The 20,966-nt window shown below is 69.6% G+C and carries 18 protein-coding genes; 5 read left to right on the forward strand and 13 right to left on the reverse strand.

All coding sequences use genetic code 11. The features are described 5' to 3' along the window. Window positions 1-22 precede the first annotated feature (22 nt). From ACWGIC_RS19435 to ACWGIC_RS19450, 4 genes are all read right to left on the reverse strand, one after another. Window positions 23-946 (reverse strand): molybdenum cofactor biosynthesis protein MoaE, encoded by a 924-nt coding sequence (locus tag ACWGIC_RS19435; protein WP_452077335.1) that lies wholly within the window; start codon window positions 944-946, stop codon window positions 23-25. Then, complete coding sequence (moaC, locus tag ACWGIC_RS19440; protein WP_452077336.1) at window positions 943-1,413, reverse strand: cyclic pyranopterin monophosphate synthase MoaC; 471 nt, start codon at window positions 1,411-1,413, stop codon at window positions 943-945. Before moaC ends, ACWGIC_RS19435 begins: the two co-directional genes overlap by 4 nt. A gap of 101 nt (window positions 1,414-1,514) precedes the next feature. Beyond that, complete coding sequence (locus ACWGIC_RS19445; RefSeq protein ID WP_452077337.1) at window positions 1,515-2,909, reverse strand: malic enzyme-like NAD(P)-binding protein; 1,395 nt, start codon at window positions 2,907-2,909, stop codon at window positions 1,515-1,517. Between the two features lie 147 nt (window positions 2,910-3,056). Next, window positions 3,057-3,236 (reverse strand): hypothetical protein, encoded by a 180-nt coding sequence (locus tag ACWGIC_RS19450; protein WP_452077338.1) that lies wholly within the window; start codon window positions 3,234-3,236, stop codon window positions 3,057-3,059. Between the two features lie 92 nt (window positions 3,237-3,328). Here ACWGIC_RS19450 and ACWGIC_RS19455 point away from each other — a divergent pair, with 92 nt between their 5' ends. Then, entirely contained in the window at window positions 3,329-5,569 is a 2,241-nt protein-coding gene (locus tag ACWGIC_RS19455) for a helicase-associated domain-containing protein (RefSeq protein WP_452077339.1), read from the forward strand. A gap of 353 nt (window positions 5,570-5,922) precedes the next feature. On the opposite strand, the gene ACWGIC_RS19460 is transcribed toward ACWGIC_RS19455, so the two are convergent. The 6 genes from ACWGIC_RS19460 to ACWGIC_RS19485 all read right to left on the reverse strand — a co-directional run bounded on the left by ACWGIC_RS19460 (window position 5,923) and on the right by ACWGIC_RS19485 (window position 12,762). Then, window positions 5,923-6,942 (reverse strand): DUF742 domain-containing protein, encoded by a 1,020-nt coding sequence (locus tag ACWGIC_RS19460; protein WP_452077340.1) that lies wholly within the window; start codon window positions 6,940-6,942, stop codon window positions 5,923-5,925. Window positions 6,943-6,945: 3 nt separating this feature from the next. Continuing rightward, the gene (locus ACWGIC_RS19465) at window positions 6,946-7,377 is read right to left on the reverse strand and encodes a roadblock/LC7 domain-containing protein (RefSeq protein ID WP_452077341.1); all 432 of its coding nucleotides are present in this window, start codon (window positions 7,375-7,377) and stop codon (window positions 6,946-6,948) included. 456 nt (window positions 7,378-7,833) lie between these two features. After that, on the reverse strand, window positions 7,834-8,439 hold the full coding sequence (locus ACWGIC_RS19470; RefSeq protein ID WP_370933780.1) for a GTP-binding protein: 606 nt from the start codon (window positions 8,437-8,439) through the stop codon (window positions 7,834-7,836). Beyond that, window positions 8,420-9,184 (reverse strand): DUF742 domain-containing protein, encoded by a 765-nt coding sequence (locus ACWGIC_RS19475; protein WP_452077342.1) that lies wholly within the window; start codon window positions 9,182-9,184, stop codon window positions 8,420-8,422. Before ACWGIC_RS19475 ends, ACWGIC_RS19470 begins: the two co-directional genes overlap by 20 nt. Window positions 9,185-9,211: 27 nt before the next feature. After that, entirely contained in the window at window positions 9,212-9,688 is a 477-nt protein-coding gene (locus tag ACWGIC_RS19480) for a roadblock/LC7 domain-containing protein (protein ID WP_369871052.1), read from the reverse strand. Then, window positions 9,685-12,762, reverse strand: coding sequence for a sensor histidine kinase (locus ACWGIC_RS19485; protein WP_452077343.1), 3,078 nt, complete (start codon window positions 12,760-12,762; stop codon window positions 9,685-9,687). Before ACWGIC_RS19485 ends, ACWGIC_RS19480 begins: the two co-directional genes overlap by 4 nt. A gap of 699 nt (window positions 12,763-13,461) precedes the next feature. Between ACWGIC_RS19485 and ACWGIC_RS19490 the strand changes: the two genes are divergently transcribed. From ACWGIC_RS19490 to ACWGIC_RS19505, 4 genes are read left to right on the forward strand one after another with little or no spacing between them, the layout of a single operon-like run. Further along, window positions 13,462-14,424, forward strand: a complete 963-nt coding sequence (locus tag ACWGIC_RS19490) for an ABC transporter substrate-binding protein (protein WP_452077400.1) — start codon at window positions 13,462-13,464, stop codon at window positions 14,422-14,424. A gap of 1 nt (window position 14,425) precedes the next feature. Beyond that, a complete protein-coding gene (locus tag ACWGIC_RS19495) occupies window positions 14,426-15,193 on the forward strand; it encodes an ABC transporter permease (protein ID WP_452077344.1) in 768 nt (255 codons plus the stop codon). Then, window positions 15,190-16,014: an ABC transporter permease gene (locus tag ACWGIC_RS19500; protein WP_452077345.1), complete on the forward strand. Its 825-nt coding sequence runs from the start codon at window positions 15,190-15,192 to the stop codon at window positions 16,012-16,014. Before ACWGIC_RS19495 ends, ACWGIC_RS19500 begins: the two co-directional genes overlap by 4 nt. A gap of 14 nt (window positions 16,015-16,028) precedes the next feature. After that, on the forward strand, window positions 16,029-16,895 hold the full coding sequence (locus ACWGIC_RS19505; protein ID WP_452077346.1) for an ABC transporter ATP-binding protein: 867 nt from the start codon (window positions 16,029-16,031) through the stop codon (window positions 16,893-16,895). A gap of 83 nt (window positions 16,896-16,978) precedes the next feature. On the opposite strand, the gene ACWGIC_RS19510 is transcribed toward ACWGIC_RS19505, so the two are convergent. From ACWGIC_RS19510 to ACWGIC_RS19520, 3 genes are all read right to left on the reverse strand, one after another. Continuing rightward, window positions 16,979-18,196: an acyl-CoA dehydrogenase family protein gene (locus ACWGIC_RS19510; RefSeq protein WP_452077347.1), complete on the reverse strand. Its 1,218-nt coding sequence runs from the start codon at window positions 18,194-18,196 to the stop codon at window positions 16,979-16,981. Window positions 18,197-18,320: 124 nt separating this feature from the next. Beyond that, the gene (locus ACWGIC_RS19515) at window positions 18,321-19,961 is read right to left on the reverse strand and encodes a S53 family peptidase (protein ID WP_452077348.1); all 1,641 of its coding nucleotides are present in this window, start codon (window positions 19,959-19,961) and stop codon (window positions 18,321-18,323) included. Between the two features lie 326 nt (window positions 19,962-20,287). Then, complete coding sequence (locus ACWGIC_RS19520) at window positions 20,288-20,965, reverse strand: copper homeostasis protein CutC (RefSeq protein WP_452077349.1); 678 nt, start codon at window positions 20,963-20,965, stop codon at window positions 20,288-20,290. Window position 20,966: the final 1 nt, after the last annotated feature.

Raw genomic sequence — 20,966 nt, forward strand, 5'->3', positions numbered from 1 at the left:
GTTCAGCCGCTCACGAGGGGGGTCAGGGCGAGTTGACCCATTCGTCGGTGCCGTCGGTGAAGTGCTGGTGCTTCCACACCGGAAGCCGCGCCTTCACCTCGTCCACCAGTTCCGCGCACGCGGTGAACGCCTGGCCGCGGTGCTCGGCGGCGACCGCGCAGGCGAGCGCGACGTCGCCGATCGTCAGCGCGCCGACCCGATGGCTCACCGCCACCGCCCGCACGCCCTTCCAGCGCGCGGCGAGGTCGTTGACCACCTCGGCGAGCACGTCGCGAGCCGTCGGGTGGCCCTCGTAGGTCAGATCGCGCACGCCCTTGCCGCCGTCGTGGTCGCGGACCACGCCCGAGAACGTGACCACGGCGCCCGCCGCGTCGTCCTCCACCAGCTGTGCGTGTTCCTCGACCGACAGCGGCTGGTCGCTCACGTCAGCCCGCAGGATCCGCACTGCGGGGCCGGACGGAGCGGCCTCGCGCGGGTGGTCTCCGCCGGCGAGCTGGTCGACCGCGTGCTCGAGGATGTCCTCCAGGACCCGCAGACCGTCCTTCACGCCGCCGCTCGACCCCGGAAGGTTCACCACGAGGGTCCGGCCCGCGACTCCGGCCACACCGCGCGACAGCACCGCGGTGGGCACCTTCGGCAGTCCGGCCGCGCGGATCGCGTCCGCGACGCCGGGCAGTTCGTAATCGAGCACCGCGCGGGTGACGTCCGGGGTGCGGTCGGTCGGCGAGATGCCGGTGCCGCCGGTCGTGAGGATCACCGCGACGCCGTCGGCCACCGCGGCTCGCAGCGCGACGCCCACCGGGTCGCCGTCCTCGACGACGACCGGCGGCGGCACCTCGTAGCCGCGGCCGGCCAGCCAGCCGACGAGCACCGGGCCGGTCTTGTCCTCGTAGACGCCCCGGGCGGCGCGGTTGGAGGCGACGATGACGCGCGCGGTCTTGGTCATGGCCGCTCCCAGGTTCCGGTCTTGCCGCCGTCCTTGCGGATCAGCCGCACGTTGTCGAGCGTCGCGGCCGGGTCGACGGCCTTGATCATGTCGTGCAGCGTCAGCCCGGCGACCGCGACGGCGGTCAGCGCCTCCATCTCGACGCCGGTGACGTCCTTGGTCTTGGCCGTCGCGCTGATGTGGACCGCGGCACCGTCCAGTTCGAACTCCACCTTGACCCCGGACAGCGCGATCTGGTGGCACAACGGGATCAGCTCGGGCACGCGTTTGGCGCCCATGATCCCGGCGATCCGCGCGGTCGCCAGCGCGTCGCCCTTGGGAAGGCCGTTGGCCGAAAGCAGGCCGACGACCTCCGCCGTGGTGTGGACGGTCCCGCCGGCGAGCGCGGTGCGCGCGGACGCGGTCTTGCCGGAAACGTCGACCATCCGGGCGGCGCCGGACTCGTCGACATGGCTGAGTTCACTCACGCCCGCGAGGCTACTGCGCAACTTCGCCCAAAGTCCGTGAAGGGCTCCTTGAGGGAATCTGATTCCCTCAAGGAGCCCTTCACGGACGGAGCGAGTTTGGGTCAGCTGGCGCGTTCCGCCTTAACCGCATTGCGCACCGCTTCGGCGACCGCCGGGGCCACCGCGTTGTCGAACACGCTCGGCACGATGAACGACGCGTTGAGCTTGCCGTTGTCCACCACGTCGGCGATCGCGTCGGCGGCGGCCAGCAGCATGTTGTCGTCGATGTTGTGCGCGGCGGCGTCGAGCAGGCCGCGGAAGACGCCCGGGAACGCCAGGACGTTGTTGATCTGGTTCGGGAAGTCGCTGCGCCCGGTGGCGACGACCGCGGCGTGCTTCTGCGCCTCCAGCGGGTCGATCTCCGGGTCCGGGTTGGCCAGCGCGAAAACGACCGCGTTGTCGTTCATCGTGGCGACCTGCTCCGCGCCGAAGAGGTTCGGGGCCGAGACGCCGATGAAGACGTCCGCGCCGACCAGCGCGTCGTGCAGGGTGCCGGACTTGCGGTCGGAGTTGGTGTGCTCGGCGATCCAGGTCAGGTTGTCGTCGAGGTTGCCGCGCTCGGGGTAGACGACGCCGTCGATGTCGGCGGCCACAATGTCGCCCGGGTTCTTGCGCAGCAGCAGGCGGATGATCGCCGAACCGGCCGCGCCGACGCCGCTGACCACGATCTTGCAGTCCTCGATGTTCTTCCCGACCACCCGCAGCGCGTTGCGCAGCGCGGCGACCACGACGATCGCGGTGCCGTGCTGGTCGTCGTGGAAGACCGGGATGTCCAACTGCTCGCGCAGCCGCTTCTCGATCTCGAAGCAGCGCGGCGCGGCGATGTCCTCGAGGTTGATGCCCGCGTACACCGGGGCGAGCGCCTTCGCGATCATGATGATCTCTTCGGTGTCCTGGGTGTCCAGGCAGACCGGCCAGGCGTCGACGTCGGCGAACTTCTTGAACAGCGCCGCCTTGCCCTCCATCACCGGCAGCGCGGCGGCCGGGCCGATGTTGCCGAGGCCGAGCACGGCGGAACCGTCGGTGAGCACCGCGACGGTGTTGCGCTTGATGGTCAGCCGGCGCGCGTCCTCGGGGTTCGCGGCGATCGCCTGGCACACGCGGGCGACGCCCGGCGTGTACGCGCGGGAGAGGTCGTCACGGTTGCGGAGCGCGACCTTGGGGCTGACCTCGATCTTGCCGCCGAGGTGGATCAGGAACGTCCGGTCCGAGACCTTGCGCACGCGCACGCCCGGCAGCGAATCGAGCGCCTGGGTGATGTCTTGGGCGTGGTTCTCCGACAGCGCGTTGGCGCTGATGTCGATCACGATGGTTTCCGGGTGCGATTCGACGACGTCGAACGCCGTCAGCACCCCGCCGACGCGGCCGACCGCGGTGGTGAGATCGCCCGCGGCCGTGGACGAGGCCGGGGCCTCGACCCGGACGGTGATCGAATACCCGGGACCGGGAACCGGCATGACACGTACTCCCCGCTGGTGGAGTGGGTTCGGACGGCTCGAATCTAGTCCGGTGACCCGCGCCACCCCACCCCAACCGGGTGACTGACCAGTAACTTCAGGATCGGGGGCTCCGCCGGTCGCGGTGCCCCCGAACGCGTCCGCAGGTCAGCGGTTGATCTCGGTCTCCGGGTGCACGTAGGGCACCGTGTCGAGCGGGAAGGCCAGGTCGCCGAACGGCGAAAGCGCTCCCTGCCGGTCCGAGGACAGCTCGGTGACCGGGTGCTCGCCCGGCTCGCCCGGCCACGTCGGGTCGATGCCCTTGCTCTGCTTGTCGCCCTTCGCCACTGCTTCCTCCGAGGCCCTCGTCCGGCAAACTCGCACACAGTCTGCCCGAACACCGCTCGTGCGCGCGCACCCGCCCGGTATCCTGGGTGTCTATGCCCGCGACCTCTCTGGCGGACTGGCTGCGTGCGGAGTCCGACGACGCACTCGCCGAACTGCTGCGCACACGTCGCGATCTGTCCACCCCTCCTCCGTCCGACACCACTGTGCTCGCCACCCGCGCGGGCACGCCGGGGTCGGTCGCCCGAGCCTGCGAAGACCTCGACACGTTCACGCTCGCGGTGATCGACGCGTTGCTGGTCGCCGGTGCCGATGTCGAGCCGACGCCGGTGTCCGCGGTGACGGCGCTGGTCGGCCGCGACGTCAGCGAACCGCTCGCGCGCCTGCGCGCTCGGGCTCTCGTCTGGGGCACCGACGACGAACTGCGAGTGCCGCCCGCGGCTCGCGACGCGCTCGGGCCGTTCCCCGCCGGGCTCGGCGCGCCGTCGCCCGCGCTGGCCGCCACCGACATCGACGCGCGCCTCGCGGAGGTCGGCGACGACGAGCGGGCGGTCCTGACAGCGCTGGCCGCCGGGCCCCCGATCGGCCGCACCCGCGACGCGAGCTTCGACGTCGGACTGTCCGACGCGGCCACGCCGGTGCAGAAACTCCTCGCGCGCGGCCTGCTGCTGCGCCGCGACGACCAAACCGTCGAGCTTCCGCGCGAACTCGGCCTGCTGCTGCGCGGCGGCCGCGCGTTCGAACCGGACACGCTGGTTGAGCCAGAGCTGCCCGTCAATCCACATCGGACGGACACTGTGGACGAAACGGCGGCCGGCGAAGCGATGGAGTTGTTGCGGCAGACGGAATCTCTGCTGCGGATGTGGTCGGCTGCGCCGCCGCCGGTGCTCAAGGCGGGCGGGCTCGGAGTGCGCGAGCTGAAGAAGATCGCCAAGGATCTCGAAATCGACGAGACCCGTGCGACGCTGCTCGTGGAGCTGGTCGTCGGCGCGGGACTCGTTGCGGACAGCGAAAACACCACCCCGGAGTACGTGCCCACCATGCTCACCGACAGCTGGCTCGCGTCGCCGTCGGTGCAGCGGTGGATGACGCTCGCGCAGGCGTGGCTGGAACTGCCGCGGCTGCCCGGTCTCGCCGGTGGCCGGGACGGGAAAGACAAGCCGATCGCGCCGCTGTCCGAGGAATTGCGACGGCCGCTCGCGCCGGTTTCGCGACACCGCGTGCTTTCCGCGCTGGCCGAGCTGAATCCGGGCGCAGGCGTGAAAAGCGTCGACGAATTGGTGGCCGTCCTTGCCTGGCGCGCACCCCGGCGAGGCGGCCGGCTGCGCGACGAAACCGTCCGCTGGACAATGGCCGAGGCAACCGCACTGGGCCTCGTCGGTCTCGGTGCGCTCACCACCGCCACGCGGCTGCTGCTGGAGGACGACCGCTCCGGCGCGGTCGAGGCGATGCACGACGCACTGCCCGCGCCGATCGATCACGTGCTGGTGCAAGCTGACCTGACCGTCGTCGCGCCGGGCCCGCTGGAGCCGGAATTGGCGGCGGACATGGCCGCGGTCGCGAACGTCGAATCCGCTGGGCACGCAACGGTTTACCGGATCACCGAGGAATCGGTGCGGCGGGCGCTCGACACCGGACGGACCGCCGACGAACTGCACGCGATGTTCCGCGACAAGTCGGCGACCCCGATACCGCAAGGCCTCACGTACCTGATCGACGACGTCGCCCGCCGCCACGGCCGATTGCGCGGCGGCACCGCGGGATCGTTCCTGCGCTGCGACGACGAGGCACTGCTCGCCGAGGTCCTCGCGAACCCGGTAGCCGCGGAGTACGACCTGCGGCTGATCGCACCGACGGTGCTGATCAGCTCCGCACCCCTGGCCGAAGTACTGGAAGCCTTGCGTGGCGCGGGTTTCGCCCCCGCGGCGGAAGGTCCGGACGGCCGGGTGGTCGACCTGCGGCCCACCGGACGCAGGCTCCCCGCTCGCGCCCGCGCGGCTCGCGCACGGCCCGGCGAACAGGCTGTGCTGACCGACGAACAGGCGACGCGGATCGTGTCGAACCTCCGCGCAGGAGACCAAGCTTCGGCACGGCGGCGCGGTTCGACAGTCCGCGCACCGGGCGGCGGCGGGGCGGATACCACGGCGACGCTGGACCTGCTGTCGCGCGCGACGCTCGAACAGCGCGAGGTGTGGATCGGCTTCGTCGACTCACGCGGCACGGCGAGCCAACGGGTCGTACGCCCGCTGCGAGTCGGCGGCGGGGTGCTTGAGGGCGCGAACCACGAGCGGTATCCGTTGCACCGCATCACTTCCGCGGCGTTGGTCGAGGACTGAGGCCGCTCCGGAGTGGCGTTGGGTGCGTCGGTTGTGGTGTTTGGGGCATCCGGCGCATCGAGGCGGTGTTGGGTGTGTTGAACGGGCCTCGGAGTGGCATTCGGTGCGTTGGGTGCGCCGAAGTGGCGTTCGGGCCAGAGCGCCCCAATGTGGCATTGGGTGCATGTGACGCACCCAATGTGGCGTTCGGTGCGTCTGACGCACCCAATGCCACATTGGGGTGGGCCCGGAAGTGAGCAGGCAACGCAAGACAAGGCGGGGCGGAGCGGGGACAAGGCGGGGCGGAGCCGACGCGCGAGTGCAGGCGGGGCAGGGCGAGGCGGGAGCGGGCGGAACGGGAGCAGAGCGGGCGCTCAGAGATTCCGCAGCCCCTGCAGCACCCGCTCCATGAACTCCCGCGAAGACCGGTCCCCCAGCACCAGATCGGTCTGGTGCAGCATGACGAGACCGATGTCCGCCATATCGCCCACCAGCACCTTCACCACTCCAAGAGGCAGGTGCAGATGCGCGGCGATCTCGGCGACCGACCGGGTCTCCAGGCACAGATCGCAGATCCGCCGGTGCTCGATCGAGCGCACCCCGCGGTAGCGGCGGCCCTCGTCGCTGGTGGAGACCAGGGCCTCCAGCGCGAGGTTGTGGTCCGAATGCGTCCGGCCTCGGGTCCGCGCGTACGGCCGCACCCGCGACTTCGCCGGCTGGACGGGCGGTTCCGGTTCAGGCTGCGCCGACTCCTCTTCGGACCAGAACCGGTCCAATTCGGACACTCCAGAAGGCGGGCCGCCATAGGAATACTGGTCCTCCGCCGGAGGCTCTTCGACCAGCGCGTGCCTGCTGCGGGTGGCTTGTTCGACGTGCTGCCGTTGGTACGCCGAACCTTCCGGCACCACGCGGTCGTCCGGGCCGGGCGAACCGGCGTATTCGTCGAACGAGTACGGGTCGTGCGCCGCAGGCCGCGATGGCGGTTCTTCCCAGCGGTGGTTCTGCCGGGGCTCTTCCCAGTAACCGGATTCGCCGTCCTCGACCCATTCGTAACCGTCGTCCCAGTTCTCTTCCTGAACCGGAGCGGGAGCCGGGGCCACCGGACGCGGGGCGACCGCCTGCTGCACCGGACGCGGCGCGGGCGCGGGAGCCGGACGAGGAGCGGGTTCCGGACGGCGGGCAGGTTCCGGACGGCGAACGGGCTCCGGTCGTCGAGCAGCGGGCGGCGGAGGCGGAGGCGGAGGCGGCGAGGGCCGCGGCTGCCGGTGCGGCAACCGCAGGCTCAGCGAACTCAGCTCATACCGGCTCGGCGAGTCGAACGACTCCCGTTCCGTGCCTTTGTGGAGGGCGTCCCAGGCGCCCGTGTCCTGGTCTCCGAAACCCGAGATCTTCATCGGCTACCCCAGCACCCCGCCGCCCTGCAGCTGGGCGCGCAGCTCCGGCGTGATCTGCTCGCCGACCCGCTCGACCAGCAGGGTCATCTCGTACGCCACCGTTCCGATGTCGCACGTCGGCGCGGCGAGCACAGCCAGGCAGGACCCGTCGGTGACCGACATCAGGAACAGGTACCCGCGCTCCATCTCGACCACGGTCTGGTTCACGCCGCCCGCCTCGAAGCACCGCGCGGCGCCTTGGGTGAGGCTGATCAGCCCGGACGCCACCGCCGACAGCTGCTCGGCGCGCTCCTGCGGCAAACCCTCCGAAGGTGCGAGCATCAGTCCGTCGGCCGACACCAGCACCGCGTGCGCCGCACCCGGGACCCGGCGCACGAAATCCGAGATCAGCCAGCTGAACGTGCCCTGGTCCGCTGGCCGGTCGGAATCGGTCACTGCCCCTCCAAGCTCCTCGAACGCTGCCGGACGCCCGCCTCGCGGCGTGCGAGTCCATCCTCGCCCGGCCGCGGTGAAGTCGTCGTTCCAGCGTATTCACGCACCCGGTCGTGTCGAGCGTGTGCCCGGGCACGGTACGTGTCTGCCGGATGTAACGTCGCGCGAACGCATGCACAACCACGCATTCGCGGGTCACTCGGTGGTGGCGGCGGCCACCGTGCGCAGCGGGATGTCCGTGCAGGTCACCGCCGGTCCGACGCCCCGATCAGGGGCGGTCGGCCTCGGCCGCAAGCGGACAGGACTACTCGGCCTGCCCGCTCGGAGGCACCACTCCCCGAAGCGGGTGAAGCCCTCGGAGTTCACTCCAACGGCCGCACCCGAGCCGGGGGTGTAACGGGAATCTGGGAGTCGGCGGACGCCTCCTTCGCAGACGGCGGCGGGGACCGGAGGCGGGGACTAGCCCGCCCGCAAAGCCGTGTCGTGCGCGATCGCGTGCTGCACGACGGAGATCAGCACCTGCTTCGCCGACTCCCGTTCCCGCGCGTCGCACGCCATGATCGGCACCGACGGCGAGATCGTGAGCGCGTGCCGCACGTCCTCGATCTGGTGGTGCAGCAGCCGGTCGAAGCAGTTGATCGCCACGACGTAAGGCAGCTTCCGGTTCTCGAAAAAGTCGATGGACGGGAACGCGTCCGCGAGCCGGCGCGTGTCCACCAGCACGACCGCGCCGATCGCACCGACGGCGAGGTCGTCCCACATGAACCAGAACCGGTGCTGGCCCGGCGTGCCGAACACGTACAGCACCAGGTCTGAGTCGAGCGAGATCCGGCCGAAGTCCATGGCCACCGTGGTGGTCGACTTGTTCGGCGTCGCCGACACGTCGTCGTGGCCCACGCTGGCCTCGGTCATCATGGCCTCGGTGGTCAGCGGGTCGATCTCGGAGATCGCCCCGACCATAGTCGTCTTGCCCGAACCGAACCCACCCGCGACCACGATCTTGGCCGACGAGGTCGGACCCGTCTGCGGTGTGTTCGCGTCGGAGTCAAATTCTCCGAAGCCCACTGAGCACCCTTTCCATGAACTCGATACTGGGGCGGTCGCCCGAATTCGTGCTGCTGCTCGTGTGCACGAGCACCAGGCCGAGGCCCGCCACGTCACCAATCAGCACCCGCACGACGCCGAGCGGCAGCCGCAGCAGCGCGGCCACCTCGGCGACCGACCGGGTGTCGAGGCACAGGTCGCAGATCGACCGGTGCTCCGGCACACGGACGCGGTCAAGCACCCTGCCCTGCTCGCTCGTCGACACCAGCGCCTCGATCGCGAGGTCGTAGGTCGGTTTCGTGCGACCGCGGGTACGAAAGTAAGGCCGGACCAGCCCGGAGGTCTCCACCTCGGCGGGCTCGTCCGCGTATTCGCCCGCCGCTTGCATCGGCAGCGCGGCGGCCAGCTCGTTCGACGAGGGTCCCGCCCGGTCGCGGTCGGCGCTGAACGCGGCGAACTCGGCCGAGTCGTACAGCGGTCCGCTCGCCCCTCCGAACAGCTCCGAACCCGGTCCGCCGAGCAGCCGCTCGCGGTACCCGGGCACCGCGGTGATGCCCGGCTGCTGCCCGGCGTTGGAATCGGTCAGCCAGTTCGGCGGTTCGCGCACCGGCTCGGAATCCGCGGCTTGGACGTCCCTTGAACGCCATTCGCGGTCGACCCGGTCCCGGAAGGACTTCCAGTCCTCCCGGCTCTGGTCCCGATCGCCCCAGCCCCCGGTGTGCTCGTCACCGAGCCGGCCATCGCCGCGCAAGCGCCCGTCGTCCACGGTTTACTCCTGTAGTCCTAGGTCCGCCTAGCGACGGACCGCAGCGCCCTGCAGTTGTGCCCGCATCTCCGGTGTCAGCTGCTGGCCGACCCGTTCGACCAGCAGAGTCATTTCGTACACCACCAAGCCGATGTCGCTCTCCGGCGAGCCGAGCACCGCGAGGCACGAGCCGTCGGACACCGACATCAAGAAGAGGAATCCGTTCGCCATTTCGACCACGGTCTGCGCGACCGGGCCGCCTTCGAACACCTTCGCCGCGCCGCGCGCGAGGCTGGTCAGCCCCGAAGCGACGGCCGCGAGCTGGTCCGCCCGGTCCTTCGGCAGCCCGCGCGAAGACGCGAGCAGCAGACCGTCGGCCGAGACGACCACCGCGTGCGCCGCACCGGGCACCCGGTGGACGAAGTCCGTGATCAGCCATGCGAAGCTGCTCGCCGCACTGCCCCCGGCCTGCCTGCCGTTCGGCTGCACCGAGCCGCCTCCCGGCTGCACTCCCGCCCGTGTCACTCTCGCTCCTCACTGCTGTCGCTCACATACCCGGCCCCGGTGACGCGAACCCCGTCGTCGTCGAGCCGGGCGTCCGGCGGCCGCTCCTTCAGTGCGTGCCTTCCGGACTTGTACCCACGCTGGAAGCTTGCCATCCGGCTGCGGGCAGCCGTCGCCGAGCGGGTGATCGCACCCGTTCCGGGCATTCCGGTGGTCGCGTCGGTGAACGAATTCTGCTGCGCCGGTTCCGGTGCGTTGCCGATCGAGCCGGGGACCAGGTACGCGTTGGGCACGCGTTTGGGCAGCCCGGCGGACGTGATCTCCTCGTTCTTGGATTCGAGCAGCGACTGCGCCGCCTGCCAGCCCTCGTCGGAGACGCTGTGCCAGCTGTCGTCCTCCGGTTCGTCGGAACCGGGGTAGAGCGGCGTCGATTCGAGCGCCTCGGCCGCCTGCGGTCTCGGCTCGGCCGCCGGAATCTCCTCCGGCTTGGGCGCGGGGGCTTCGGCGGTTTCCGGCTCCGGCGCGGCGGATTGGGGCGTTCCGGTGCCGGTGCCGGTGCCGGTGTCGCCGTCCTCGCCCTCGCTGAACCAGCGCGACAGCACCGACTGGTAGATCGGCAGCCGCCGGGTGGGGACGTCGTCCTCGAGCGCGGCGGAACCGTCCGACTCGGAGGCCGGCTGCTCCTTCGGCGCTTCCGGAGCGACGTACTTCGGCTCCCGCTTCGGCAGCACCAGCGGCGGGAACTCGGTCTGCGCCAGGCTCGCGCCCTCGCCGTACGACTCGCGGGTGAGCGGGGCGAGGTCCTCCGCGGTCGGCCACGCCGGGGCTTCGGCGGCGGGCGTCGCCGGGCTGAGGAACGGACCGGCCGCGCGGTTGCCCGCCACGAGGTCGTCGAGGCTGATCGGCTGGTCGAGCGGGACCAGGCCGCCGTTCTCCGCCGCCCCGCCGGAACCGGCCGACCCCATCGCCTCGGTCAGCTCGGCGGACGAGGGCGGCGGCGCGAGCGGAAGCGGGTTCTGCGGTGCCGGTTCGCGGTTCAGCGGCGGGAGGCTCGGGTGCGAAACCTCGTTGCGGTTCGGCGGCGGCGGGGTGTTGCGCAGCGCCGGCGGAACAGTACGGACCTGGGTGAGCAGCTCGACCGGGACCACCACGCGGGCGATCACGCCGCCCTCGATGTCCTCGTTCTCGCGCAGCCGCACCTCGATGCCGTGCCGCTGGGCCAGCCGGGCGACCACGTACAGACCCATTCGCCGGGTCACCGACACGTCCAGGTCCGGCGGGTCGGCGAGGCGCTCGTTGACCTCGGCGAGGCGCTCCTCGCTCATCCCGACGCCGTGGTCGGTGACCTGGATCGCCAGCGCCTTCTTGCGCGTGATGACCGCGCGGACGGTGATCTTGGTTTCCGGTTCGGAGAAGTAGGTCGCGTTGTCGAGCAGTTCCGCGAGCACGTGCACGAGGTCGTGGATCGCGAGGCCCTGCACCGCGACCTCCGGCACGATGCCGATCTCGATGCGGGCGTACTGCTCGATCTCCGACACCGCCGCGCCGATCACGTCGGCCGCAGGCACCGGCTTCGGCACCGACTTCGCGAGGCCCGCACCCGAAAGCACCAGCAGCGATTCGCCGTTCCGGCGCAACCGGGTCGCCAGGTGGTCGAGTTCGAACAGGCTCGCGAGATGGTCCGGGTCCTGCTCGTCGGCCTCGAGCCGGTCGATCACGCCGAGCTGGCGTTCCACCAGCCGCTGCGACCGGCGGGAGAGGTTCACGAAGATGCCGTTGACGTTCTCGCGCAGCAGTGCCTGTTCGGCGGCCATCTTGACCGCCTGTTCGTGCACCACGTCGAACGAGCGCGCCACTTCGCCGATCTCGTCGCGGGTGAGGACCGGCACCGGGGCGACCGCCTTCTTCGAGGCGTTGACCGGGTCCGGGTCGTCGAGGATGGCCTGCACCGTTTCCGGCAGCCGGGTGTAGGCGACGTCCAGCGCGGTCTTCCGCAGCACCCGCAGCGGGCGCAGCATCAGCCGGGCGATGACGAGCATCAGCATCAGCGCGGCGACCAGCGCGGCGAGGACGATGACCCCGCCGACCCACGCCGAGCGCACCGCGTTGCTGGCCAGTTCGTCGGCCTGCGCGCGCAGCTGGGTCAGCAGGTTGACCTCGACCGCGCGCAGTTTGTCGGCGGCGACGGTGGAGTCCTGGCCGAGCTTCGTGCCGTCGAGGTTGAGCGGCTGGCCTTGCTGGGCGAAAGAGAAGCCCTGCGTCTGCAACCGGCGGCGCTCGTCGACCTCGGGGCCGGAGTAGGTGTCGTTGTAGAGCTGGACCTGGTCGCCGGTGGCGTTGGCGAGGAACGCGGTGATCGCCGCGTCGCCGCTGGCCTCGGCGGCCCGGGTCTCGTCGATCAGGTTGCCCGGGAAGTTGTCGCGGAACGCGGCGATCTGCAGTGCGGAGTCGCCGCGGAGGATGAACTCCTTCGCCTCGCTGATCGACTGCGTGCTCGTGCCGAGGCGGAGCAGGTCGCGGTCGGTGGTCGCGGTGGAGACCTCGCGGCCGAGCTGGATCAGCGAGTCGAGCACCGAGGAATAGGTGTCGAGCACCGCGCGGTCGGAGTAGGCCGAGGTGGTCATCGCCGCGCGCAGCGGGCGCAGCGCGTCGAGGCGCTGGAGGCCGTGCGCGTAACGGTCGCTGGCTGCCTGGTCGTCGCTTTCGAGGTTGACCGCGGCGTTGCGCAGGTCGTCGACGTCGCGGTCGACCTTCGCCATCTGCGCGTCGAGGCCGGTCTGGCGCAGCGGGTCGCCGGAGGCGATCCGGACCACGGCCAGCGCGCGCTCGCGCTGCAGGTCGTGCACCACCGCGGTGACCTTCTCGGCGAAGGCGACCTGGTTGGCGGTGTGGTTGAGGTCGACCGCCGACCGCACGTCGTCGACCACGCGCAGGACACCGAGCACCAGTGCGGTGATCGTGGGGATGAGGAGAATGAGCGCGAGCTTCGACCGCAGCCGCCAGTTGCCGAGCGCGAGCCAGGACCGCTGCTGCGCGGTCCCCGCGTTCTCCTGAGCGGAGGCCTCCCCTGCCCCCGCGGTGTCTTCGTTCGGCACCGCCGCACCACCGTCCGGGCCCGAGGGGCCCGTTGATTCCGAACCTGCCGTGCTCGTGGCCACTACGCGCACGCTCCCGGCAGGTAATCCGCCACCTGAGTGGTCTGGACCGCGGCCCGAACTGTTACACCCTTTCGAGTGAAAAGATCGACTTCCCGGTGCGGCTGCCCGTCACCTCGGGCGCGGAATCGGTTCAGGTCTGGCATGACGTTCGGTCCCCGCACGTGGTCGATCTCTTGGTCCGTTCGGCCGAGGCCACCCTCCGCCGGCTTGTCGCCGACGTGTGCGGAGAGCCTTTTCGCAAGTCCTGCTCTCACTACATCGGTGGTCCACACCTCACATTGCAGGAGCAGAGGGTAGCGAACGCCTGGCCCATTTGTAACCCTCCAGAAGTTGCCCGGAGAGCACCCAGGCAGCGGATCAAGGTTCATCGGGCACCCACGGGTCGTTCACATACCCGGGCATACCAGGGGATTCGATCACCTGATCGAGTGACGAGTGCCACTTCTGAATCGTATATGAACACCCATTGTAAGTGATCGTGCTGGTTCTCTACAGTAGCCGCGTGACTCCGGACAATGAGCCACCTTCCCCCCGCGTCCATGTCAGACGCGGGCCCATTTGCTAGGAGCGACCTTGTTTGATGAAGCGGTGAGCAGCCGGCGCAGTTACGGCAGGCGAGGGTTCCTGTCGCTCGCGATGGCGGGTGGTGTCGCGATGACCGCCAGCGGCTGCGGCCTGCTGGGCGGATCGGACGATTCGGGCAGCTCGAAGGGCGGCTCCGGGGTCGAGAAGGCCAAGATCAAGGTCTCGATCATGCCGACGATCGACGTGGTGCCCTTCCACCTCGCGGTCCAGAACGGCTACTTCAAGAACGAGGGGCTCGACGTCGAGGCCGTCGACGCGGCCAGCGGTGACGCCTCGCTGCAGAAGCTGCTGTCCGGCGGGGTCGACATCGCCTACGCCAGCTACACGCCGTTCTTCATCGCCAAGAGCAAGGGCAGCGCGGACATCAAGCTCGTGGCCGACGCCTCCTCGGCCGGCCCGAAGAGCACCGAGGTCGTGGCGATGCCGAACAGCAACATCAAGACCGTGCGCGACCTCGCGGGCAAGAAGATCGGGATCACCGCGACCAACACGATTTGCGACACCCTGACCAAGTCGGTCATGCGCGACAACGGCGTGAACTTCAACGACGTGCAGTGGGTTTCGCTGCGGTTCCCGGACATCGGCCCCGCGGTCAAGCGCGGCGACATCGACGCGGGCTTCCTCACCGAGCCGTTCATCACGCAGTCGGCGAAGGTCAACGGGACGGTCGAGGTCATCGACACCGCTTCCGGCGGCACCAAGGACTTCCCGACCGCGGGCTACGGCTCGCTCGGCAAGTTCACCGACGCGAACCCGAAGACCGTCGCCGCGTTCCAGCGCGCGATGCTGCGGGCCACGAAGGAAGCGTCCGACCGCTCCAAGATCGAGCCGCTGATGATCCAGTACTCGAAGGTGGACGAGGCGACCGCGAAGATCACGAACCTGCTGACCTTCCAGTCCACTTTGGACGCTCGGCGCATCCAGCGGGTGCCCGACCTGCTGCAGCAGTTCGGCTCGATCCAGTCGAAGATCGACGTGCAGTCGATGATCGTCCCGCAGGCGAACGCGTCCTGACGTGCGCCTCGTCCGGAACCTGACCGGCCTGCTCGGCTTCCTCCTGATCTGGGAGGCCGTCGTGCGGGCCGGTCTGATCGACCAGAACGACCTGCCCCCGCCGACCGTCGTGTTCGCCCGGATCGGCGAACTGCTCGGCGACGTCGAATTCGTCCGCGACGTGATCGCCTCGGTGCTCGCGTGGATGATCGCGCTGCTCATCTCGATCGCCATCGCGGTCCCCGCCGGTCTGCTGCTCGGCAGCGTCCGCTGGCTGCGCGACGCGACCAAGGCGATCGTCGAATTCCTGCGGCCGATCCCTTCGGTGGCACTGATTCCGCTGGTGCTGATCGTCGTCGGCGGCGGCCCGGAAGCGAAGATCACGCTGGCCGTGTACGCGGCGGTGTGGCCGATTCTCTTCAACACCATCTACGCGCTGGCTGAGATCGACCCGCTGCTGCTGGAAACCGCGCGCACGTACGGAACTCCGCGCGCGCGGGTGCTGACTTCGGTCGCGCTGCCGCACGCCGCGCCGTTCGTGTTCACCGGGATCCGGTTGTCCGCGGCCATTTCGCTGATCCTGGTGATCAGCACGGAATTCCTGGCCGGCGCGAAACTCGGCATCGGGCAGTTCGTGCTCGAAGCCAGTTCCGGGCCGGGCCGGATGGACCTGGTGCTCGCCGGGACGGTCATCGCCGGGATCCTCGGTTTCCTCGTCAACGAGGGCCTGGAACGGCTGGGCCACCGGCTGTTCCGCTGGAGCAGCGCCGTCGAAGGAGCCGCCGCGTGAGTGTGGTCGAGAAGCCGTCCACCGTGACGCGCCGGGTGGGCCGCGGCCTCAGCGGCTTCGCCCGCAAGTGGCTGCTGTTCGTCATTTTGGTGGTGCTGTGGGAGATCGCCACCCGGCTGAGCGAAAGCGTGTTCTTCCCGCCGCCGTCGAAAATCGCTGCCGCGGCGGCGAAACTGTGGTTCTCCGGCCCGGCTTCGCAGCTGTTCCTCGGCGATCCGGTCTTCGACCACATCCTGCCGAGCCTCGGCCGGGTGCTCGGCGGCTGGCTGCTGGCGGTGGTGATCGGCGTGGCGCTCGGCACCGCGCTGGGCCGTTCGCGCACCGCGATGGACTACGTGGGACCGCTGTTCGCGTTCTTCCGCGCCATTCCGCCGCCCGCGCTGGTGCCGGTGTTCATCATCCTGTTCGGCATCGGGCCGGGCATGCAGACCGCGACGATCATTTTCGGTTCGCTGTGGCCGGTTCTGATGAACACTGTGGACGGGGTGCGGTCGGTCGACAAGGTCAAGGTGGAGACGGCGCGCGCGTTCCGCACGCCGAAGCGGTACTGGATCGGGCTGGTCGTGCTGCCCGCGGCACTGCCGAAGATCTTCGCCGGGCTGCGGCTGTCGCTCTCGATCGCGCTGATCCTGATGGCGATCTCCGAACTGGTGGGGGCGCTCAACGGCATCGGCTACGCGCTGCTCGCCGCCCAGCGGGCCTACGACTTCGACCAGATGTGGGCGTGGATCGTGCTGCTGGGCATCCTCGGGTACGGGTTCAACGCCGCGCTGCTCGGCATCGAACGCCGGGTGCTCGGCTGGCAGCCCGGCCGGAACTAGGAAGGTTTCCCGTTATGTCGACCATGCTCGAGGTCTCCGGCCTCAGCCACCGCTACGGCAGCGGCGAGTCCGCGCACGTCGCGGTCAACGAACTGTCGTTCACGGTGGAGACCGGGCAGCTGGCGTGCATCGTCGGCCCGTCCGGCTGCGGCAAGTCCACTCTGCTGCGCGCGATCGCCGGCCTGATCCCGCCGAGCGGGGGCACGGTGAGCCTGCACGGCGACCGCGTCACCTCGGTGCCGGACGATCTGGCCGTGGTGTTCCAGGACTACAGCCGTTCCCTGTTCCCGTGGCTGTCGGTCGCGAAGAACGTGGAATTCCCGCTGCGCTGGAGCAAACTCGACAAGGCGACCCGGCGTGCCCGGGCCGCCGAAGCACTCGCCGCGGTCGGGCTGTCCGCCGCGGAGAACAAGTACCCGTGGCAGCTGTCCGGCGGGATGCAGCAGCGGGTTTCGATCGCTCGCGCGCTCGCGAGCCGTCCGGCGCTGCTGCTGATGGACGAGCCGTTCGCGTCGGTGGACGCGCAAACGCGGTTCGAGCTGGAAGACCTGCTGCGCCGGGTCCAGGTCGAACAGGGCACGACGGTTTTGCTGGTGACGCACGACATCGACGAAAGCGTGTACCTGGGCGACCGGGTGCTGGTGCTGTCGAAGTCGCCTGCCCGGATCGTGGCCGATCTGAAGGTCGACCTGCCTGCCCAGCGGGACCAGATCACGACGCGGGAATCGGCGGAATTCGTTTCCCTGCGCGGTGAAGTGGCCCGGTTGCTGCACGGCCCGGCGATGCAGGCGGCGGCGGACCTGGCGGAACAGGAGGCGGCGGAGGCCGCTGCGGCGTCCGAAGCAGAGACAGCGGAGGAAAAGGCCGCGGCAGAGGGCTGAGGGCCTCGTGAGTGTTTATGCCGGTTAGAACCGGCGTAAACACTCACGAGAACCCAACCCAAGCCCCACTCGCGCCCTCCCCCTCACCCCTTGGCCCGAGACCCCGGCCCCGTCTCGTCCGGACCGATCTCCGGCAGCGTCCGCACGCCCAGCACGTTGGCCCCCACCAGCTTCCGGGTCGCCAGATTGCCCATCGGCATGAACGTGCTCGCCTGTACATCCCGCCACATGCGCTCGAACGGCAACGCCTTCGTGTAAGACATCCCGCCCAGCGCGTCGACCAGCCGCTGCATCACCTGGACCGCGTTGTTCGCCGCCGTGTACTTCACCACCGCGCTGCGGGCGACGCCGTCCTGGATGTCCCCGGTGAACAGGCGGCGGCTCATCACCTCGTCAGCCTGGCGATAGATCAGCGCGCGGGAGCTTTCGAGCAGGATCTGGCATTCGCCGATCACGTCCTGCAGCACCGGGTCTTCCGCCTTGCCGCGCTGGATCAGCATTTGCACGGTCCAGTCCAGCGCACCCGCCGCGATTCCGGTGTAGACCGCCGAAAACGCGGGCATCGCCCAGGCCCACACGGTTTCCAGCACCCGCGAGTCGAGGTGTTTCACCGGCAGCGAGTGCACGACCGCCGCGTCCTCGACGAACACCTTGTTCAGTTCGACGTCGTTGCTTTGGGTGCCGCGCATGCCCATGGTGTTCCACGTCTGGTGGATCGTGACGCCAGGCTGGTCCAGCGCGATCTGGCACAGCAGCAGCCGAGGGCCGCCGTCGGCGTCCTCGTAGCGGGCGGTGGTCGAGCAGTGCGTGGCGACCGCCGAATTCGTAGCGAAGCTCTTGCGGCCGGTCAGTTCGAAGCCGCCCTCGACGCGGACGGCGCGGGTTTTCGCGTCCGTCATGTCGTTGCGCAGGCCCGTTTCGCTGGTGATCGACGCCCAGATCAGTTCGCCGTCCACCGCTTTGCGCAGCAGTTCCGCCAGCCGGGGCGCCTTCGTGCGCCGCCAGACGCTCGCCCACTGTCCCAGCGGCGACAGGTGCATCGTGAACGCCAGCGCGGTCGCGCCGTCGCCCATCGCCAGCCGTTCCAGCACCGGCAGGATTTCCGGCAGCCCGGCGCCGTCTCCGCCCAGCTCTTCCGGCACCGACAGCCGGAGGAAGCCCGCTTCCCGCAGGTCGTCGTAGTTCTGGTGCGGGAAGGTGTTGTCCCGGTCGTGCTCGGCCGCGCGCTCGGCGAAGATGTCCGCGAGCTTGGCGGCGCGGTCGACGAGGGCCTGCTGCTTAGGCGTCAGGAGAGGCTGCACCCGGCCATCAAAACAGCGTCCCGGATCTTGGTCAATCAGCCATTGTCCGTAGCCGGTTCAGTCCACATGACACGAGCGAGTGCCTGTCCCGGTCTCCCGGGACAGGCACTCGCGACAACCTTGTTCAGCCGATCAGTTTGGACAGTCCGGAGCCGTTGAACGAACCCCAGCCGGTCGTCTGGTCGTAACCCTTGCCTGCGGAGAAGCCGGTGGTGCCGTTGAACGTGTTGTTGCCGGTCGTCACGTCATGGAAACCGGAACCGTACGAGGAACCGTTTCCGATGCTGTAGAACTTCGCGTTCAGGTTGCCGAGCCCGCCCTGGTGGACCTGGTTCTGCAGCGCGGCGAAGCCCGCCCACAGCGGAGCCGCGCCCGAGGTGCCCCACACGTTCCCGGCCTGGCCGCCGGAGATGATCGTGTACGCCGAGCCCTGCGCGGCGTCCGCGGCGACGTCCGGGACCTTGCGCTTGGTCGTGCTCTGCTTCGACTGCCACGACGGCGCGGCGAAGATGGTCGAGATGCCACCGCCGCCGGCCCCGCCCGAAGCGCCGTCGTTCCACGTCGTCTCGCTGCTGTAGCCGTTGGACGAGTTCACCGTCAGCTGCGTGCCGCCGACGCCGGAGACGTTCGGGCTCGACGCCGGGAAGTCCACCGCCTGTGCCTTGCTGCCGGTCTGGCGGGCGCAGTCGGTGGTGCCGTCGTCGCCAGCGGCGGCGAAGTAGCTGATGCCCTCGGCGGTGCCGGTCGCGAGCGCCTTGTCGACGCTGTTGGCCGCGGCCGAGCCTTCCGCCGCCTCGCAGGAGCCCCACGAGATCGAAACGACGCTGACCTTCTTGTCCGACGCGATCTTCTGGTACATCGCCAGCTCGCCCGCGTTGGAGTTCGGGGCCTCGTACACGTAGTCGTTCGCCGGCGCGGCGAGCGCGTGCACGACCTCGATGTCCAGGTCGACCTCGGTCTCGCCGTCGCCGGGGCTGGCGTCGTAGTTGGCTCCGTTGACCGAAACCGTGCTGACCGTGCCCGCCTTGAGGCCGTACTTCGTGTCGTACGCGGTGATGTCGGACTTCTTGTACCCGTCGAACTCCACGAAACCGACATTCACCCCCGCTCCGGTGGCGGACATTCCGCTGGTGCCGTACGCGGTCTTGAGGATGGTCGGAGTCACCGGTTTGACCGTGCGCGGCGCCTGCGTCGGCTTCGCGTGGTGTTTCACCGCGTGATTGTCGAGGCCGACCACCGAATCGACCACCGAGGACACCGACGCGGGCAGTTCCGGCGCGGAGTCGTTCGCGAAGAACTTCCGTCCGGTGACGGTGTCGGTGTAATTGCCGATGCGCGTATGGAAGGCGGATTCCAGCTGTCCGGCAGTCGCCGAGAACGTGATCGCCTGACGGTTTCCGGAAACCTCAATGCCCTGCGCCCCGCTGCGCTTGAGGAAATTCACCGCCTGGTCGGCCTCGGCCTGCGTCGGGCCGAACGCCGCGGTGAACTGCTCCGGCGACAGGAAGCGGTGGTACTGCGGCGAGGCCGGGTCCTGCACGTCGGAAAGGAAGCGTGCCAGCGCCTGCTGGTTGTGCAATTTGAGGGACAGTGCGGCGGGAATCTGCTGCTCGGCGGCGACATCGCCGGACCGCGCGCTGGCGGCGAGCGGTGCGGCGTTGCCGGAAAGGGCGACCAGCGGATCGGCGTTCGCGACGCCGGCCACGGACAGGCACAGCAACGCCGGCAGCGGGACCGCGGCGGCGACAAGCTTGCGCAAGCGCATGGGAATTCCTCTCGAGAGGCGGGGACCGGGCCGGCGAAATCGCGGTACCGACCCGTATCACTGACCCTAAAAAACCGCTCGAAACAAAGAAACCTACTTTTGGCTGACCTTATCGGGGTTGGTTTGTTTTCCACTTGCACGATTTATGACTGATTCACGCCGCGGCGTCCCGCTAAATCCGGAAACCCCCGGAGGTCGGAAGACGGAAGCCGCGGACATTCCGGACTGCTTGCGCACACACTCGCAGTGTGCTCGTCAAGCAAAAAAGGGAACCTTGCCGGAATTGGAATTCCCGGCGAGGTTCCCTTCTTCAATGAGCTGGAGCGTCAGCCTTTGACGAGTTCGGCCCACTCGCGCACGGCCGCCGCGTCCACCGGAGCGTCCCAGCCGGACGGACGCACCGCGCCGCCGACGTGGAAGCCGCGCACGCCGCCGGCCCGCAGCAAATGCACCTGCTGCGCCCGCAAGCCGCCGCCGACCAGCAGGGCCGGGCCGTCGGTCCGCCGCGCGAGCTGCTGCAGCACCGACAGTCCACTCGCGACCCCGTTCGCGTGCCCCGCCGCCAGAACGGTGTCGCAGCCAAGCTCGGCCAGCACGTCGTACGCGGCGATCGGGTCGCGCGAGCGGTCGATGGCGCGGTGGAACGTCCACGGCCGACCGTCGATCTCCTTCAGCAGCACGCGGCACGCTTCGGCGTCGACCTCGCCGTCCTCGGTCAGGAAGCCGAACACGAACTCTTGCGCGCCCGCGGCCACCAGCCGGGCCGCCGAGGCGCGCACCTCGTCGATCGCGCGGGCGTCGAAAGTGTTCTCCGCGCGCAGCATCACGCGTACCGGCAGATCAGTGGCCGCGAGCACCTCGCGCACCGTCGCCTCGCTCGGGGTGAGCCCGTCGCTGGCCATGTCGGCGACCAGTTCGAGCCGGTCCGCTCCGCCCTCCTGCGCCCGCTCCGCGTCGCGGGAGCCCAGCGCGATCACTTCCAGCAGGGCGGTGTTCGAACTCATG

The organism is Amycolatopsis sp. NPDC054798, from assembly GCF_053611505.1.

Bases quoted from the DNA above. Each gene is read 5' to 3' on its own strand.
- ACWGIC_RS19435 (WP_452077335.1), bottom strand. From the start codon at position 946: ATGACCAAGACCGCGCGCGTCATCGTCGCCTCCAACCGCGCCGCCCGG.
- ACWGIC_RS19445 (WP_452077337.1), bottom strand. From the start codon at position 2,909: ATGCCGGTTCCCGGTCCCGGGTATTCGATCACCGTCCGGGTCGAGGCC.
- ACWGIC_RS19455 (WP_452077339.1), top strand. From the start codon at position 3,329: ATGCCCGCGACCTCTCTGGCGGACTGGCTGCGTGCGGAGTCCGACGAC.
- ACWGIC_RS19460 (WP_452077340.1), bottom strand. From the start codon at position 6,942: ATGAAGATCTCGGGTTTCGGAGACCAGGACACGGGCGCCTGGGACGCC.
- ACWGIC_RS19490 (WP_452077400.1), top strand. From the start codon at position 13,462: ATGGCGGGTGGTGTCGCGATGACCGCCAGCGGCTGCGGCCTGCTGGGC.
- ACWGIC_RS19505 (WP_452077346.1), top strand. From the start codon at position 16,029: ATGTCGACCATGCTCGAGGTCTCCGGCCTCAGCCACCGCTACGGCAGC.
- ACWGIC_RS19515 (WP_452077348.1), bottom strand. From the start codon at position 19,961: ATGCGCTTGCGCAAGCTTGTCGCCGCCGCGGTCCCGCTGCCGGCGTTG.
- ACWGIC_RS19520 (WP_452077349.1), bottom strand. From the start codon at position 20,965: ATGAGTTCGAACACCGCCCTGCTGGAAGTGATCGCGCTGGGCTCCCGC.